General features: G+C 61.4%; 12 protein-coding genes and 2 pseudogenes. 12 read left to right on the top strand and 2 right to left on the bottom strand.

Features of this window, described 5'->3' with window-relative positions; all coding sequences use genetic code 11:
* A partial coding sequence (locus E4Q08_RS22805) for a response regulator (RefSeq protein WP_169072092.1) occupies positions 1–174 on the bottom strand: 174 nt, incomplete at its 3' end.
* Positions 175–539: 365 nt separating this feature from the next.
* Here E4Q08_RS22805 and E4Q08_RS22800 point away from each other — a divergent pair.
* The 12 genes and pseudogenes from E4Q08_RS22800 (at position 540) to E4Q08_RS26290 (ending at position 16,828) form a co-directional block, all read left to right on the top strand.
* On the top strand, positions 540–1,262 hold the full coding sequence (locus E4Q08_RS22800) for a methyl-accepting chemotaxis protein (RefSeq protein WP_308240205.1): 723 nt from the start codon (positions 540–542) through the stop codon (positions 1,260–1,262).
* 217 nt (positions 1,263–1,479) lie between these two features.
* Positions 1,480–7,254, top strand: a complete 5,775-nt coding sequence (locus E4Q08_RS22795; protein ID WP_308240206.1) for a two-partner secretion domain-containing protein — start codon at positions 1,480–1,482, stop codon at positions 7,252–7,254.
* A complete protein-coding gene (locus tag E4Q08_RS22790; RefSeq protein WP_169072089.1) occupies positions 7,255–8,943 on the top strand; it encodes a ShlB/FhaC/HecB family hemolysin secretion/activation protein in 1,689 nt (562 codons plus the stop codon).
* A gap of 10 nt (positions 8,944–8,953) precedes the next feature.
* Entirely contained in the window at positions 8,954–11,197 is a 2,244-nt protein-coding gene (locus E4Q08_RS22785) for a CHAT domain-containing protein (protein ID WP_169072088.1), read from the top strand.
* Positions 11,198–11,199: 2 nt separating this feature from the next.
* The gene (locus E4Q08_RS26300) at positions 11,200–11,547 is read left to right on the top strand and encodes a DUF6883 domain-containing protein (protein WP_332352303.1); all 348 of its coding nucleotides are present in this window, start codon (positions 11,200–11,202) and stop codon (positions 11,545–11,547) included.
* On the top strand, positions 11,534–11,740 hold the full coding sequence (locus E4Q08_RS22780; RefSeq protein ID WP_169072087.1) for a DUF4926 domain-containing protein: 207 nt from the start codon (positions 11,534–11,536) through the stop codon (positions 11,738–11,740). The genes E4Q08_RS26300 and E4Q08_RS22780 overlap by 14 nt, the downstream gene beginning before the upstream one ends.
* A 190-nt stretch (positions 11,741–11,930) precedes the next feature.
* Positions 11,931–12,740, top strand: coding sequence for a two-partner secretion domain-containing protein (locus tag E4Q08_RS22775; protein WP_169072086.1), 810 nt, complete (start codon positions 11,931–11,933; stop codon positions 12,738–12,740).
* Positions 12,741–12,918: 178 nt separating this feature from the next.
* Positions 12,919–14,994 carry a beta strand repeat-containing protein gene (locus E4Q08_RS22770; RefSeq protein WP_169072085.1) on the top strand — a complete coding sequence of 692 codons (2,076 nt, stop codon included), beginning with the start codon at positions 12,919–12,921 and terminating at the stop codon, positions 14,992–14,994.
* 28 nt (positions 14,995–15,022) lie between these two features.
* Positions 15,023–15,250, top strand: coding sequence for a hypothetical protein (locus E4Q08_RS22765; protein WP_169072084.1), 228 nt, complete (start codon positions 15,023–15,025; stop codon positions 15,248–15,250).
* On the top strand, positions 15,222–15,941 hold the full coding sequence (locus E4Q08_RS22760) for a nucleotidyl transferase AbiEii/AbiGii toxin family protein (RefSeq protein ID WP_169072083.1): 720 nt from the start codon (positions 15,222–15,224) through the stop codon (positions 15,939–15,941). The genes E4Q08_RS22765 and E4Q08_RS22760 overlap by 29 nt, the downstream gene beginning before the upstream one ends.
* Before the next feature lie 97 nt (positions 15,942–16,038).
* Positions 16,039–16,233 (top strand): annotated as a pseudogene (locus E4Q08_RS26295) (two-partner secretion domain-containing protein); the annotation flags it as partial.
* Positions 16,234–16,276: 43 nt separating this feature from the next.
* A complete protein-coding gene (locus E4Q08_RS26290) occupies positions 16,277–16,828 on the top strand; it encodes a two-partner secretion domain-containing protein (protein ID WP_372703817.1) in 552 nt (183 codons plus the stop codon).
* A 554-nt stretch (positions 16,829–17,382) separates the two neighbouring features.
* On the opposite strand, the pseudogene E4Q08_RS25195 reads toward E4Q08_RS26290, so the two are convergent.
* Positions 17,383–17,546, bottom strand: a pseudogene (locus E4Q08_RS25195) (IS110 family transposase); the annotation flags it as partial.

Below are 17,546 nucleotides of genomic sequence, written 5' to 3'. Positions count from 1 at the left end.
GGGCATGTTGAGATCGGTGATCAGGAGGTCGACCTTGACTCCGGCCTTGAACTTTTTCAGGGCCTCGTCGGCATTCGACGCCTTCTCGACGGCAAAGCCGGCCTTGCCGAGGATGCTCGATACGCTGAGCAGGATGGTTGCCGAATCATCGACCAGAAAAATGGTTTTTGCCATGGGGAAGCTTTCTCCTGTGTGGAATGGACTCGCCGCGGGCAGGCCACTGCCGGGACGACAAAGCGCTTGGTCTATGAGCTGCAGCGTCGCCAGCGTCGGTACAAGTACCGGGAAGGTGCTCATCCCCCGGGATTTCGAGGACCTTCCGGCAAGTACTGCTACGGATCTCGCGGATACTCCCCGTAACGGCGCTGAGAGAGCGAACTTGAGTGCAGCGCGGAAGATTTCTTGCCTTTACTCCGCAATTTTAGGAGTGAGTTGAATTCACAAATTTGGCCATGATAGCCAAGGCTGTCGGAAGGGTACAAGTACCGTACTGTCGTAGCATGGCTTCTGCAAGATTCTGCTGCGCAAGAATGGCGGCAGTGGCACAATCACGAAATTTTTCCCCGGCGTCTGACGCAAGGAAATCATTTGCCGAGAGCGCCGGGCAGGTGCACCAGCAGTCGCAGGACAGCCTGCGCCGCGCACAGGAGGGCCACAGCAGCCTGACGCGGCTGCTCGAGGAGATGGACCGCGTCGCCGCGACGGTGTCCCGGATGGCCGAATCGATCAACGATTTCGTGCGCAGCAAGGACAGCATCAGCCGCATGACGCAAACGGTCAAGGGCATCGCCAACCAGACCGGGATGCTGGCTCTCAATGCGGCGATCGAGGCGGCGCGGGCCGGCGAGGCCGGGCGCGGTTTTGCCGTCGTCGCCGACGAGGTGCGCAAGCTGTCCGAGAAATCGGCGCTTGCCGCGCAGGAGATCGACCGCATCACGCCGGAACTGACCACTCAATCGACGGCCTTGCAGCGTGCGATCAGTGACGGACTGGCACACATCGTGACCAGCCAGGCGACCATCGGCAGCATCGCCGACCTGCTCAACGGCTCGGTGAGCGCCGTCGGCAGCGGCATCGACGGCATTGCCAGCGCGGCCGACGAGCATCGGCACAGCAGTCGCCAGGTGGCCGACACCATCGACGCGATGGCCTCGATGGCGCAGGAAAACAGTCGCGCGGTGGAGAAAGCGGCGAACGCTTCGCAGTCGCTCGAATCGCTGGCACAGGGCCTGCAGTCGACGGTCGGCCGCTTCAAGGTCTGATTCCTTTGCACCTGGTAAACGCAACCAGGTCTGAAACCTTGTCTATTGACGTGGTTAATCGCCCGGATTAGCATAAGCCGCTGAAGTCAAGTCAATTGCCGGGGGGCGGAGGGCGTAATGACTGGGAAATCCTGGCGGCGGCCGTTTTATCTTGCGCGGGTGCTGCTGACTGTGGCCCTGCTGAGCATGACGACGCGCGGGTACGGGGGGGGCCGGGATCGCCACCGACGGCAGCGTCGGCGCGCGGCAGACGATTGCCGGGGTGAATGCGGGGGCGGGACGTTTTGTCATCCCGCAAACCCTGGGTTCAGTCGTCGGCAACAACCTCTTCCATAGTTTTTCGAAGTTCAATATCGATCCCGGCCAGACCGCCGACTTCACCACGAGCACGTCTGCGCTTGCCAATGTGATCAGCCGCGTCAGCGGCGGGTCGCTCTCGCAGATCAACGGGATGTTGCAACTGTCTGCTGCGGCAGGCTCCGCGCCGGCCTTCTTCTTCATCAACCCGGCGGGCGTCGTTTTTGGCGCCGGCGCGGCCATCAGCGTCCCCGGCGCGTTTCATGTCAGCACGGCCGATTACGTCAAATTCGCCAACGGCGACAAGTTCCATGCCGACCTTGGGCGAGCCAGCACGCTATCGAGTGCCGCGCCTGCGGCGTTCGGTTTTCTCGGTGGCACGAGTGCCCCTATTGCCGTCAAAGACGGGGCGATCGTGGAGACGCAGCCCTCCCAGCCGATCAGTATCGTCGCGGGGGATATCGAGGTTAGCAACGATAGCGCGGTTCTCACGCAAGGGGGCGACATCCGGGTGGTGGCACTCGGCAACGCGGCGCAGGAGATCGGCTTCACTGGCGCCTTGCCGGCGGCATCGGGCAAACTGAATATCCTGAGTGGTGGAAGCATTAGTTCGCCCGCTACCGGTGCCATCGATGGTGGAGTTATTGGCATCAGCGCCGGGAATATCAGCATCGACAGCCAGCGAAGCAGCAGCCTGACAGGCATCTTCGGCCGAGCACTGTCAGGCACTGGTAACGCCGGCAGCGTCGCAGTTAGTGCGACCGAGGTGCTTTCCCTGGTCAATGGTGGCGTAATCTCCACCAGCACCTACTCCGCCGGTGATGGCGGCAAGGCCAAGATCAGCGCCGGCAGTATCATCATCGATGGACAGGGTAGCCATAGCCCAACAGGTGTCTTTAGCAACGCAGCAGGCACCACGGGCAATGCCGGCAGCATCGACGTCATGGCGGCCGGGGCGCTTTCCATCGTCAATGGCGGCGAAATAGGTTCCGGCACCGCCTCCTCTGGAAAAGGTGGCACGGTCAAGGTCAGCGTCGGTAGCATCGCCATTGACGGGCAGGGAAGCAGTACAAGCATTACAGCCATTTTCGCCGACGCAGCTGCTGGCAGCACGGGCAACGCCGGCAGCGTCGACGTCTCTGCGACAGGAGCCCTTTCCATTGTCCATGGTGGCCAAATAACTTCCATTACCTCCTCTTCCGGTCACGCCGGCACAGTCAAGGTCAGCGCTGACAGCATCGCCATCGACCGGCAGGGCAGCGATAGCTCCACAGGAATTTTTAGTGGCGCGAAGTCTGGCAGCACGGGGAAGGCCGGCCATTTGGACGTCACGGCGACTGGGCTTCTTTCGCTAGATAATGGCGGCGCGATATCTGTCGACACCTCATCCTCCGGTGACGCCGGGACCGTCAAGGTCCGCGCCGGCAGTATCATCCTTGACCATGGCAGTTTCATCTCGTCCGATACCTTGTCCGGCGGTAACGCTGGCACGGTGGACGTTTTGGTGGCCGAGGGTCTTTCCATCGCCCGTGGTGGCGTAATCTCCTCTGATACCTACTCGACGGGTAACGCGAGCACAGTCATGGTCAAAGCAGGCAGCATCGCCATCGACCGGCAGGGCAGCGGTAGTTCCACAGGGATCTTCAGTAGAGCGAAGTCTGGCAGCACGGGGAAGGCCGGCCACCTGGATGTCACGGCGACCGGGCTTCTTTCGCTAGACAATGGCGGTGCGATATCTTCCGACACCTCATCCTCCGGTGACGCCGGGACCGTCAAGGTCCGTGCCGGCAGTATCATCCTTGACCATGGCAGTTTCATCTCGTCCGATACCTTGTCCGGTGGTAACGCTGGCACGGTCGACGTTTCGGTGGCCGAGGGTCTTTCCATCGCCCGTGGTGGCGTAATCTCCTCTGATACCTACTCGACGGGTAACGCGAGCACAGTCATGGTCAAAGCAGGCAGTATCGCCATCGACCGGCAGGGCAGCGGTAGTTCAACAGGGATCTTCAGTAGAGCAAAGTCTAGCAGCACGGGGATGGCCGGCCACCTGGACGTCACGGCGACCGGGCTTCTTTCGCTAGACAATGGCGGTGCGATATCTTCCGACACCTCATCCTCCGGTGATGCCGGGACCGTCAAGGTCCGTGCCGGCAGTATCATCCTTGACCATGGCAGTTTCATCTCGTCCGATACCTTGTCCGGTGGTAACGCTGGCACGGTCGACGTTTCGGTGGCCGAGGGTCTTTCCATCGCCCGTGGTGGCGTAATCTCCTCTGATACCTACTCGACGGGTAACGCGAGCACGGTCATAGTCAAAGCGGGCAGTATCGCCATCGATCGGCAGGGCAGCGGTAGTTCCACAGGGATCTTCAGTAGAGCGACGTCTAGCAGCACGGGGATGGCCGGCCATTTGGACGTCACGGCGACCGGGCTTCTTTCGCTAGACAATGGCGGTGCGATATCTTCCGACACCTCATCCTCCGGTGACGCCGGGACTGTCAAGGTCCGTGCCGGCAGTCTCATCCTTGACCATGGCAGTTTCATCTCGTCCGATACCTTGTCCGGCGGTAACGCTGACAGCGTCGAAGTCTCGGCGACAGGGGATCTTTTGATCGTCAATGGCGGTGTAATCTCCTCCGATACCTACTCCTCAGGTCACGCCGGCAAAATCAAGGTCAGCGCCGGCAGTATCACGATCGGCAGTCAGGAAAGTAGAGAGGGAGGCATCATGAGTAGAGCGAAGGTCGATAGTTCTGGCAACGCCGGCAACATCGAAGTCAAGGCGACAGGAAGCCTTTCCCTCGTCAACGGCGGCGTGATATCTTCCAGTACATCCTCCTCTGGCAACGCCGGGTTGGTAGAGGTTAACGCCGGCATTATTTCCATCGACAGACAGGACGACAGACCGGAAAACTCCAACAGGGCAGGAATCTTCAGTAACGCAGACCCTGGCAGCACAGGCAACGCCGGTCGCGTCGAGGTCGTGGCAACAGGAAATCTTTCCATCGTTTATGATGGAGTAATATCTTCTAGCACCGCATCTTCCGGCAACGCGGGCACGGTCAAGGTCAGCGCCGACAGTATTACCATTGACAGCCGGGGAAGCCGCAACCGGACAGGCATTTTTACCATAGCGGCAGCCAACAGCGCTGGCAATGCCGGCGACATCGAAGTTTCGGCGACAGGGAAGTTTTCCCTCATCCGTAGCGGAGAAATATCTTCCGAGACATCCTCCTCCGGTGACGCCGGGATGGTCAAGGTCAGCGCCGGCATGATCGCCATTGACAATGGTGGCCAAATTTCTTCCAGCACAACCTCCTCCGGCAACGCCGGCACGGTTAAGCTTAGCGCGGGTAGTATCACCATCAATGGTCAGGGCAGCAGCCAGTCGACAGGCATCTACAGCACAGCGGAGGGTGACAGGTCTGGCAATGCTGGCGGGATCGAAGTATCGGCAAAAGAGAATTTTTCCATCGACAATGGCGGTGTATCTTCGAGTACCTTTTCCACCGGTAACGCCGGCACGGTCAAGGTCAGCGCTGGAAATGTCGTCATCGATTCCGGTTCAATCGCTTCCGATACCTCATCCGCTGGCAAAGCCGGGGGGGTCGAAGTCTTGGCGACTGAGAATCTTTCCCTCGTCAATGGAGGCCTGATTTCTTCCGACACAAACTCCTCTGGTCACGCCGGGACGGTTAAGGTCAGAGCCGGCAGTATTGCCATCAACGGAAAAGGAAGCTTCGCAGGCATCTTCAGCAACGCAAACCCCGGCAGCACTGGTAACGCCGGTAGCATCGAAGTCGTGGCGACTGGGAATCTTTCCCTCGTCAATGGCGGCGTAATAGCTTCCCATACCTTCTCATCCGGTAACGGTGGCACGGCTAAGGTCAGCGCCGGCACCATCACAATCGACGGCGTGAACCGAGTAGACTTATTTACCGGTATATTAAGCGGTAGTGGGGCAACCGATAAAGGTCCGAGCGGCTATGGTGGCGATATTGCGGTCACGGCGGATGTCCTCTCGCTTACCAGAGGCGGCGTAATTTTTGCAGGCACCAACTCCAATGGGCGAGGAGGTACGATCAATCTGCAGGTCAAACATCTTGCATTGACCGAGGGCGGTGCCATCTCGACGGATACATCCGGTACGGGAAATGCCGGAGAGGTCATCATTCAGGGTGCGGACGACGTTGTGATCAGCGGCGTTAGTGATCAAAGTTGGCGACGAGACAACGACGGACAACTAGTGACCGGCCAATTCTCCGGCGTTTATCTCAATACAACTGGATCTGGAAACGGCGGCAATCTACATCTCACCACAAAACGATTGACCTTGAGCGACGGGGGGATAGTCAGCGCCATCGCCGTCGATGGCAGCGTTGCGAATTTGCCTGAAACCAGGGCAGGAAATGTCCATATCGACGCCGGGACCATCGTCCTGTCCGACGGTGGAGCGATCGATGCTTCCACATCGGGTGCAGGAAAAGCCGGTTCGATCTCGGTGAATGCGGATACCTCCATCAGCATCAGTGGAACATTCGATCACGCTGGGCACCCCAATGTGACCAATCCGAGGGAGTTGGATCAAAGCCACATTGGTAGCAGCGCAACCTACGCCTTGAACAAGAACGCCAAGACCCTGGGTCCCGGTGGCGACGTGACGGTAACCACTCCCAAGCTGATATTGACCAACGGGGGTCAAATCGTCGTCACGACCGAGGGAGCGCAGAGAGCAGGCTCTATTCAGATCGGCGCCGGCACGCTCCTGGTGGATGGCGAGTCGAGCACAATCAGCGCCGAGGCATCCGGGCGATCTTCAGGGCAAACCGGCTTTGTCAGCGTCGTCGCCAGCGACATCACGCTCTCGAACGGTGGCCATCTCTCCATCGAGAACAACGCCAATGTTGAGGCCAGCGTTGCGTCCGCCCTGACGCCCACCTCGATTACCGTGAACGCGCCGCGCATCACCCTCCTGAACAGCTTGCATGCGATCACCACCGAGTCGACCGGCAACGTCGCCGCCGGAAACATCAGGATCACCGCCAGCGACCAACTCCAGCTCGACCCGAGCGGCATCACCACTACGGCCTTTGAAGGGAACGGTGGCGCGATCGACATCACGGCCGGGCTGCTCCGGCTCGACCATTCGCAGATCACGACATCCGTGACCGGCAGCGATAACGGCAACGGCGGCAACATCCGCATCACCGCCGACTCGCTGATCCTGAACACCGGCTTCATCCAGGCCAACACGAAGGCGGCCAACGCCAGCGGTGGCAACGTGTCGATCACGACCCAGAATCTGGTGGCCAGCGGCAACACACTGTTCCTCGGCGGCAATACGCCTTACACCTACCAGTCGGGCGTCTTCGGCGTCAACGTCATTCAGGCGGCGGCGCCGACGGGGATCAGCGGCACGGTGCAGATTTCCACCCCGAAACTCGACGTCACCACCAGCCTGGTCGGTCTCGACACGCGCCTGATCAACGCCCAGGTCGCACGCCGTCTCTGCGAGAACGCCCGCGGCAGTTCGCTGGTCCCGGTCGGACGCGGCGGCCTGCCGCCTGGCGGCGCGGACTACCTGAGTCCCGGCCAGATTTCCGGCATCGGCTTCGTCACCTCGCCGACGGTGAGCCTCCCCAGCAGGCATGCGAGCTGGCCCAACCCCTTTTCACCTTGCCTGGCGGCCCTGTAAATGCTCAAGACCCCTTTGCTCGCCGCAGCCGCGGCGCTGACGGCCCTGGCGGCGCCCGCGCGGGGCATCGAACCCGATCACCTCAACGTCCAGGAGCCGGTACGCCCGCCTTACCTGGAGCGCAAGCCCGGCGAGCCCTTCAGCCTGCCGCCGATCGCGCCGGATGCCCCGCTCTCCGGCACCGCACCGGGCGCGCCAGGCGTCGTCCTCGAGCGCGTTCGCTTTGTCGGCAACACCGTCATCAGCACCGACGACCTGCAGGGGGTCGCGGCGCCTTTCCTGGGCCAGGCCGTCGGCGCCGATGACCTCGAAACGCTGCGCCAGAAGGTCTCTATGCTCTACATCGAGCGTGGCTACCTCAATTCCGGTGCCGTCCTCGACGCCAATGCCTGGGAGCAGGGCACGCTGACCCTGCGCATCATCGAAGGCCGACTCAAGGAGATTCGCCTGCATGGCCTCGAGCGACTCAAGGAGCCCTATGTCACCGACCGCCTGACGCGCGCCGACGAGCCGCTCAACATCCTGATGCTGGGCGAGCGCTTCCAGTTGCTGCTCACCGACCCCCTGTTCGCGCGCATGAACGGCCAACTGCTACCGGATGCCGAGCGTGGCCAGGCGATTCTCAATGTCGAGGTCGAACGCGCGCTGCCCTACCAGTTGAGCGTCTTCGCCAACAACTATCTGCCGATCTCCATTGGCCCGCAGAGCGGGACGATCGCCGGCTGGGTACGCAACCTGACCGGTTACGGCGACGTTCTCGAGGCCAGCTACCAGGATCCGCTCGGCCACGGCGACGCCCGCCGCGGCGCGATCGGCTGGCGCATGCCGCTCAACACCTGGGGGACGCAACTCTCGCTTTACTATGACAGTGGCGTGTCTTCGGTCATCCAGCAACCGACCCGGCCGCTCAACATCGAGAGCGATCTCACCAACAAGGAAATCGGTCTCGGCCAGGTGCTGTCGGAGACGCTCAGGCAGAGGCTCGCGGTCGGCGTGAACCGCGTCTGGCGCGAGAACCGCACGACCTTGCTTGGCGATCCTTTCTCCTTCGTTCCCGGAGAACCGACCGGCACCTCAAAGGCCAGGGACTGGCGCTTCTGGCAAGAGTATTCCCACCGCTCGGACGACCAGGTGCTGGCTTTGCGCTCGACCTTCACCTTCGGCGAAAACAATCAGCTTCCCGCCAGAGCCTTCCCCCTTCCCGGCCTGACGCTCGATCGTCACTACTTCATCTGGCTGGGGCAGGCCCAGTATGCCCACCGTCTCCTCGACAACGGCAGCCAGTTGATCCTGCGCCTGAATGTCCAGGACACGCCCGATCGACTGATTCCCATGGAGAAGATGGCGGTCGGCGGCATCAATACCGTGCGCGGCTATCTCGAAAACCAGTTGGTGCGTGACAACGGCGTGGTCGCCAATATCGAACTGGATTTCCCCGTGCTGGCCGATGGCGCGCGCCAGTTGAGCCTCAACCTGAAGCCCTTCATCGATTATGGCCGCGCCTGGGACAAGGACGCGGCGGCGTCGGTCATAGCCTCGGCCGGTCTCGCCACCCGGCTGCGCTGGCAGGGGCTGACCTTCGATCTGTCGCTGGCGAAACGGATCCATCACTCGCGGACGGTGATCAGTAACGGCTCCAACCTCCAGGAAAAAGGCATCGAGCTGCAATTGTCCTATGCGTTTTTCTAAGGAGCGGCAAATGAGCATCCTCAGGTGGGCGGTCGTCAGATTCTTGCTGGCCATGCTGTTGGCGCTCGGCGCGCAGGCGGCGCCGGATTCGCAGGCGCTGGCGCGCGGCGTCGCGCTGCGCAATGGCGGCAACCTGCAGCAGGCGATCGATTACTTCCGTGCGCTCGGTACCGCCGACGAGAGTGTGGCCGTCAGCGGCGAACTGGGGGCCTCGCTGTTGCAGGCGCGGCGCTACGACGAAGCCGAGCCTTTGTTGCGCCAAGCCTACGACAAGACGAACGGCAGCGAACGGGCGCGCTACGCCATCGAACTTGGCAACCTGGCCGCCGCGCGCCATCGACCCGCAGAGGCCCTGCGCTTCTACGCCGAAGCGCGGACGCTGGCCGGCGGCGAGGTGGCCCTTGCCCTCGTGGCGCGCATCAATGAAGCCCGCCTGGCCGACCGCAGCGAGCGGCCGGCGCTGCTGGCGGCGATCTCGCGTGACATCGCCGGCGTGAACGCCGCGCAGGCGCGCGCCCGCCTGCGGCTCACCGCCGGCACCCTGGCGAGCGAGGTCAGTAGCGTGCAGACCGCTTACGAGAACCTCGACGAGGCACGCATCCTGGCCGCCGAGATTGGGGACGTCCGCCTCGAGGTCGAGGCACTCGACGCACTGGCCCAGCTTTATGAGGCGCAGGGTCGCAACGACGAAGCGCTGCGCCTGAGCCGCCGCGCGATCACCCGTGCCCAGGCAGCCGACGGCGTGTTCACCGACCTCCTGCTGCGGCTCGAATGGCGCCAGGGCCGCCTGCTCGCCGCCAAAGGCGCCCAGGACGAGGCGCGGGCGGCTTACCTGCGCGCCATCGAGCAGGTCGAGAGCATTCGCCAGGACATCCCGATTGAATACGAGAGCGGCCGCTCGTCGTTTCGCGACACCCTGGAGCCGATTTATCTCGGCCTCATCGACCTGCTGCTCAAGAAAGCCGACACGGCCGGCGGCAGCGAGCGCGTCGCGCTGCTGCGGCGCGCTCGCGACACGGCCGAACTGATCAAGCAGTCCGAACTGCAGGATTATCTCGGCGAGCGGTGCAGCGTCGATGCGGCACAAAACAGTACGCAAGCGGGAGTGGCGCCGGGAACGGCGATTTTCTATCCGATCATTCTCAAGGACCGCATCGAGGTGATCTTCGAGTCAGGCGCGGGTATTCGTCGCCACACCACGGCTCTCGATGCCCCGACACTGCGCAATCTGGTGTCGTCTTATACGCAGAAGCTGCGTGACGGTGAAGCGGATGACCGCGACAGCGCGGCCAAGCTTTACGACATTCTGGTCAGGCCTTTCGAGCGCGAAATCGTCACTCAGCAGGTACATACGCTTCTGGTGGTGCCTGACGGCGTGCTGCGCCTGCTGCCCTGGAGCACGCTCCATGACGGCCAGCAGTTCCTGGTGCAGAAGTACGCGGTGGTCATCAACAGCGGGCTGTCGATGACCAGCCAGACGGCTGGCCATAGCGAAGCATTTTCCGCGCTCGTCGCCGGGATGGCGGAACCTGGGCCAGTCGTCGACCAACTGTCAGGCAGTTCGCTGGCCCAGGTCATGGCCCCGTCTACGACACGTTCTGCGCTCGAGCTGGCGCGCCAACCGGTCCTCCGCAAGCTGACGCTGTCGACACGGGCGCTGCCGACGAGCGGTGCCGAGCGCACGGCTCTGCTCAAAGAGCAATTGGCCTTGCCGGGCGTCAAGCTTGAAGTCGAGAGCCTGGCGAAGATCCTGCCTGGCACCAGCCTGCTCGACGCGACCTTCACGACGACACGCCTGAGCGACGAGTTTGAAAAGGGCGAATACCACATCGCCCATCTGGCCACGCACGGCTTCTTCGGCAGCACCGCCGACGAAAGCTTCATCATGGCCTACGACAACCTGGTGACCATGGATGGCTTGCAGAAACTGCTGCAAGCCGAAGGCGTCAGAAAAACCCCCATCGAGTTGCTGACCCTGTCGGCCTGCGAGACGGCCGAAGGCGACGACCGCTCGCCGCTGGGCATCGCCGGCGCGGCGATCAAGGCCAAGGCCAAGAGCGTCATCGGCAGCTTGTGGCCGGTTTCCGACAAAGCGGCGCAGCAAGTCATGGAGCGCTTCTACAGCGGCATCGCGCGCGACGGCCTCTCGAAAGCCGAAGCCCTCCGCCGCGCGCAAGTCATGCTCATCGCGAATCCCGATCTGAGTCACCCCTTCTACTGGGCGCCTTTCATTCTGGTCGGCAACTGGCGATAGCAATGTTGCTGCCAAATATTGAGAGGGCCGTTATTGATCTCAGGAAACTGACTGACTATGTACTGAATACCAGCCATCCAGAGGGCAGGCACAAAGCACGCGTGTTTCTTTCCTCATTGGGGATTACGGTAGCGGACGGCGAGTGGCTGGCCAATACGATATTGGCCAGCCTGTGGAAATCGGAGGCCGAGTTACAGAGTCATATCCATTGGGGTGCGATCTACCGTGTCGATATGGAGGTCGTTCGGGGGCAGCGATGCGCGAAGGTCCGGACGGGTTGGCTGTGCGGAGCAGAAGCGGCTAGACTTGTGACATGCTTTGTTGTTGGAGAATGCGATGAAACTACTTGATGTCGTTGCGACACTGGAAGATGTTCCGGAAGGGCATCTTGCCAAGGGACAGGTTGGCACCATCGTTGACGAATTGAGCGAGGATATTGTGCTGGTTGAATTTGCGGATCTTGGCGGGGTGGCGTATGCCCTCGAACCCATCCCCATCGGCAAGCTTATTCAGCTTCGCCATACGCCGGCAATGGCCGCCTAGCGATTGGCTGGTATCACACCAACTCCTGGCAGTCGCAGCATCCCTATATCATGACTGTGACGCCGGCATGCGGCCATCAACGGTGAGTGGCCCCGGCTCCTCCATTCCGGATAGAATCCGAGACGAAACACGCAGACGGGTGTTCAGGAAAATTCGGCGAGATGACCACTTTGATTTGTCGGGGGGCGCAATGACTGAAAAATCCTGGCGGCGTTCGCTTTATCTTGCGCGGGTGCTGCTGACTGTGGCCCTGCTGAGCATGGCGACGCGCGGTTACGGGGGGGCCGGGATCGCCACCGACGGCAGCGTCGGCGCGCGGCAGACGATTGCCGGGGCGAATGCGGGGGCGGGACGTTTCGTCATCCCGCAAACCCTGGGTTCAGTCGTCGGCAACAACCTCTTCCATAGTTTTGCGAAGTTCAATATCGATACCGGCCAGACCGCCGACTTCACCACGAGCACGGCCGCGCTTGCCAATGTGATCAGCCGCGTCACCGGCGGGTCGCTCTCGCAGATCAACGGGACGCTGAAACTGACCGCCGCGGCAGGCTCCGCGCCAGCCTTTTTCTTCATCAACCCGGCGGGCGTCGTTTTCGGCACCGGTGCGGCCATCAGCGTCCCCGGCGCCTTTCATGTCAGCACGGCCGATTACGTCAAATTCGCCAACGGCGACAAGTTCCATGCTGACCTTGGGGGAGCCAGCACGCTGTCGAGCGCCGCGCCTGCGGCGTTCGGCTTTCTCGGTGGCACAAGTGCAAGCATCCGTGTTACCGATGGGGTGAAGCTGGAGACGACGGAGTCCTTCCGGCCGATCAGCATCATCGCAGGGGATATCGAGATCATCAATGGCGGCGTCATTACCATGGGGGGGCGACATCCGTGTAGTGGCAGTCGGCAACGCGGCGCAAGAGATCGGCTTTGTCGGTGTATTGCCAGTGACCTCGGGCAATCTGGCGATCTTCAATCGCGGATTGATTCAATCATCAGCCGGTTTTGGTGACATCTGGAATGGCGAAGTAATTGGTGACATCGATGGCGGAGCAATTGCCGTCAGCGCCGGCAGTATCACTATCAATGGCCAAGGAGGAGGCCCTGCTGATGCAACAGGTATCATGACTCTCGCACACATTGGCAATGCTGGCAGCGTGGAAGTCAGGGTGAAGGGCAATCTTTCTATCGTGAATGATGGCATAATCTCTTCCAATACCATCACAACTGGAAACGCCAGCAGCATCGAAGTCGCGGTGACCGGAAATCTGTCCATCGTCAATGGTGGCAAAATAAGTTCCACGAGTTTCTCCGGTGCTAACGCCGGCCCGGTCAAAGTTAGGGCCGGCAATATCTCTATCGACGGGCAGAATCACGACACAGGCATCTTCAGCAAGACAAGGGCACCCGCCAGCAGTGGCAACCCCGGTAGCGTCGAAGTCGCAGCGTCAAGGAATCTTTCCATCGTCAATGGCGGCAGAATTGCTTCCGATACGGCCTCCATTGCTGACGCCAACACGGTTAAGGTTAGCGCTGGCAGTATCACCATCGACGGACAGGGAAGCGACTACACGACAGGCATCTTCAGCATCGCAAATTACGGCAGCTTTGGCAACTCCGGTAGCGTCGAAGTCACGGCGTCAGAAAATCTTTCCATCGTCAATGGCGGCAAAATTTCTTCCGCTACGATCACCAAGGGTAACGCCGGTACGGTCAAGGTTAACGCTGGCAGTATCACCATCGACCGACAGGGAAGCGACTACACGACAGGCATCTTCAGCGACGCAAATCCAGGCAGCACGGGCAACGCCGGCAGCGTCGACGTCACGGCAATCGGGAATGGAAGTATTACCATCAGCGATGGCGGTAGAATATCTTCCGGTACATTCTCTGCCGGTGACGCCGGTACGGTCAAGGTCAGCGCCGGCAATATCGCGATCGATGGAAAGGGAAGCAGCTTCCTGACAGGCATCAGCAGCCAAGCGGCACCTGGCAGCAGTGGCAACGCCGGCAGCGTCGACGTCAATGCGGTCGGGAACCTCTCCCTCGTCAATGGGGGCGTAATAGATTCCAGCACCTTTTCCTCCGGTAGCGCCGGCTCCATCAAGGTCAGCGCCGGCAATATCGCGATCGATGGAAAGGGAAGCAGCTTCCTGACAGGCATCAGCAGCCAAGCGGCACCTGGCAGCAGTGGCAACGCCGGCAGTGTCGACGTCACCGCGGCCGGGAATCTTTCCCTCATCAATGGGGGTGCAATAGATTCCAGCACCTCATCCTTCGGCACCGCCGGTTCGGTCACGGTCCATTCCAACTCGCTGCGCTTGGATGGCCGTGATGAGAATGGCAATTCGAGCCAGATCAGCGCCACGGCGACAGCAGAATCTTCCGGGCAAACCGGCAGTGTCACCGTCACCGCGAACGACCTCACGCTCTCGAACGGTGGCCAGATCTCCATCGAGAACAACGCTAACGTTGAGGGCAGCGTTGCGTCCGCTCTGACGCCCACCTTGATTACCGTGACCGCACCCCGCATCACCCTCCTGAACAGCCCGCATGCGATCACCACCGAGTCGACCGGCAACGTCGCCGCCGGGAGCATCAAGATCACCGCCAGCGACACGCTCCAGCTCGACCCGAGCGGCATCACCACCACGGCCTTTGAAGGAAACGGTGGCGCGATCGACATCACGGCCGGACTGCTCCGGCTCGACCATTCGCAGATCACGACATCCGTGACCAGCCGCGAAAACGGCAACGGCGGCAACATCCGCATCACCGCCGACTCGCTGATCCTGAACACCGGCTTCATCCAGGCCAACACGGCGGCGGCCAACGCCAGCGGCGGCGACGTGTCGATCACGACGCAGAATCTGGTGGCCAGCGGCAACACCCTGTTCCTCGGCGGCAGCACGCCGCACACCTTCCAGCCGGGCGTCTTCGGTATCAACGTCATTCAGGCGGCGGCGCCGACGGGGATCAGCGGCACGGTGCAGATTTCCACCCCGAAACTCGACGTCACCACCAGCCTGGTCGGTCTCGACACGCGCCTGATCAACGCCCAGGTCGCACGCCGTCTGTGCGAGAACACCCGCGGCAGTTCGCTGGTCCCGGTCGGGCGCGGTGGCCTGCCGCTCGGCGGAGCGGACTTTCTGAGCCCAGGCCAGATTTCCGGCATCGGTTTCGTCACCTCGCCGAGCGTGAGCTTGCCCACCGTGCGCGCGAGCTTGCGAACGAACGCCTTTACCCCTTGCCTGGCAGCGCTCTAAAATCGAAAATTCCACCATTCAGTCAGCCATGCTCCACCGCCACCTCAACCATCAGCGTCTCACCCTTGCCGCCATCGACGACATGATTTCTCGTGGCCGCTGGCAGGATTGGGCTGACCTGCGCCGTGCGGCTCTCCGTGACCACTCGTTGTTGGACAAGGTGGAACGGATCTGTCGCCCCTATCTTTCCAATCCTTACGCCCAGCGCTATCACTTCTGGATGCACTATGTTGAAGAGCACCGCAGCGCTTCCTGATTGGGAACTTGTCCTTTCGTCTGCTGCCCGCCTGCAACAAATCCTGCCTGATGCCGTGCTGGTGGGTGGAACTGCATCGGCCATCCACGCCGGACATCGCTTCTCCCGTGACGCCGACCATGTGCTGACCGATCTGCGGTATCGTTTCGACGAGGTGCTTGCCGAACTGGAGTCCGTGGCGGGCTGGAAGACGGCTCGCGTTCAACGTCCGGTGCAGATTCTTGGCAGCCTGGACGGCATCGAAACCGGTGTGCGGCCGTTGATCCGGGACGAGCCGCTGGAAACCGTGCAGGTCGAGTGCTTCGGCGAGAAACTGACGGTCCCGACACAGGCCGAGATTCTGCGCATCAAAGGCGTGCTGATCCTCAAGCGAAACGCGACTCGCGACTATCTCGATTTCGTGGCGCTTGCCGACCACATCGGTGATGAACACGTCGCTGGCGCACTTCAATCGTTCGATGTGCTCTACCGGCAAGACAACGGAGAATCCCCCCTGCAACAACTGCAGGTGCAACTCGCCAATGCCATGCCCTACGATCTGGAGGACACGGATCTGGCCGAATACCAGAACCTTGCCCCACGGTGGCACGACTGGAATACCGTGAAAGCGGCTTGTGCGCACCTCTCGACGGTCATCTTTGACCGGGTTTGCGACCTTGAAGCGCGTCGTTCCAGTGACGGCGACAGTTGACATAGATCAATAGAAATGACTATTGACCTCTACCTGGAGCCATGTCTATTGACGTGGCTAATCGCTCGGCTCTAGTGAGCCGCTACAGTCAAGTCAATTGTCGGGGGGCGGGGGGCGCAATGACTGGGAAATCCTGGCGGCGGTCGTCGGCAACAACCTCTTCCATAGTTTCTCGCAGTTCAATATCGACACGGGCCAGACCGCCGATTTCACCACGAGCACGTCTGCGCTGGCCAATGTGATCAGTCGCGTCACCGGCGGGTCGCTCTCGCAGATCAACGGGACGCTGCAACTGACCGCCGCGGCAGGCTCCGCGCCGGCCGGCCTTTTTCTTCATCGGCCTGGCGGGTGTCATCTTCGGCGCTGGGGCCGCCATCAATGTACCCGGCGCGTTTCATGTCAGCACGGCCGACTACGTCAAGTTCGCCAACGGCGACAAGTTCCATGTCGATCCTGGGCGAGCCAGCACGCGGTCGAGTGCCGCGCCGGCGGCGTTCGGCTTTCTCGGTGGCACGAGTGCCCCTGTCATCGTCAAAGACGGGGCAATCCTGGTGGCGCAGCCCTCCCAGCCGATCAGCATGGTCGCGGGCGATATCGAGATCAACAATGGCGGTGTTTTGACGCCAGAGGGTGACATCCGTGTAGTGGCGCTCGGCAAGGCGGCGCAGGAGATCGGCTTTGCCGGCACCTTGACAGCGGCATCTGGCAAGCTGAATATCTTGAGTGGTGGAAGCATTAGTTCGCCCGCTACCGGTGCCATCGATGGCGGGGTCATTGCCATCAGCGCCGGCAATATCGCCATTGTCAATGGCGGCGCAATCCATGCCGATACCTTCTCCTCTGGAGCCAGATCTCCGGCATCGGTTTCGTCACCTCGCCGACGGTGAGCTTGCCCACCGTGCACGCGAGGCCCACGAACCCCGGGTCACCTTGCCTGGCGGCCCTGTAAATGCTCAAGACCTCTTGGCTCGCTGCAGCCGCGGCGCGGGGCATCGAACCGGATCATGGAGCGCTTCTACAGCGGCATCGTGCGCGATGGTCTCTCGAAAACCGAAGCGCTACGCCGCGCGAAGTCTTGCTCATTGCCAGCCCGATCTGAGTCACCCTTTCTATTGGGCGCCTTTCACCCTGCCCGGCAACTGGCGATAGCCACGTGTCGGGGGGCAGCGATATTTGGCAAGCTTCGTAGATCGTCACCCGGCAGCCAAGCTCGATCGCTAGCCGGCGGGCCTGGGCGAAGTAGGCGTAGCGGACGCCGTTCTGCGCGCCGGTGCTGGTCGGCCAGCGCACTGCCCCACCAATCACCGGAATCCCCGGCCGCGGGCGGCACGAACAGGCTCCCCCGCGCGGGGGAGGGGAGATACGAGATCGGCCAGACTGCCCGTACTCTGCGCTTGGCTCCCCCGCGCGGGGGAGCAACTGTGTTCCCAGTCAAGCTTTTTTAGGCGCATTTTGCATGCTCTGGATTCCACGGAATACCCGATTTGACTATGGCGTTCATGATCGTCAGCATCTTGTGCATGCAAGCGACCAGCGCGACTTTTTTTGAGTTTTCCGTTAGCAAGCAAACGTTCATAAAAGGTTCTTGATGACGGGGTTGTAACG

It is taken from the genome of Candidatus Accumulibacter contiguus, from assembly GCF_012940005.1.
GTDB classification, from domain to species: domain Bacteria; phylum Pseudomonadota; class Gammaproteobacteria; order Burkholderiales; family Rhodocyclaceae; genus Accumulibacter; species Accumulibacter contiguus.
Note: the sequence above shows the minus strand (reverse complement) of the source record. Positions and strands in the feature narration are given on the sequence as shown.

Excerpts from the sequence above, each read along its gene's own strand:
- E4Q08_RS22790 (WP_169072089.1), top strand. The coding sequence starts at position 7,255 with ATGCTCAAGACCCCTTTGCTCGCCGCAGCCGCGGCGCTGACGGCCCTG.
- E4Q08_RS22785 (WP_169072088.1), top strand. The coding sequence starts at position 8,954 with ATGAGCATCCTCAGGTGGGCGGTCGTCAGATTCTTGCTGGCCATGCTG.
- E4Q08_RS26300 (WP_332352303.1), top strand. The coding sequence starts at position 11,200 with ATGTTGCTGCCAAATATTGAGAGGGCCGTTATTGATCTCAGGAAACTG.
- E4Q08_RS22780 (WP_169072087.1), top strand. The coding sequence starts at position 11,534 with ATGAAACTACTTGATGTCGTTGCGACACTGGAAGATGTTCCGGAAGGG.
- E4Q08_RS22775 (WP_169072086.1), top strand. The coding sequence starts at position 11,931 with ATGACTGAAAAATCCTGGCGGCGTTCGCTTTATCTTGCGCGGGTGCTG.
- E4Q08_RS22765 (WP_169072084.1), top strand. The coding sequence starts at position 15,023 with ATGCTCCACCGCCACCTCAACCATCAGCGTCTCACCCTTGCCGCCATC.
- E4Q08_RS22760 (WP_169072083.1), top strand. The coding sequence starts at position 15,222 with ATGTTGAAGAGCACCGCAGCGCTTCCTGATTGGGAACTTGTCCTTTCG.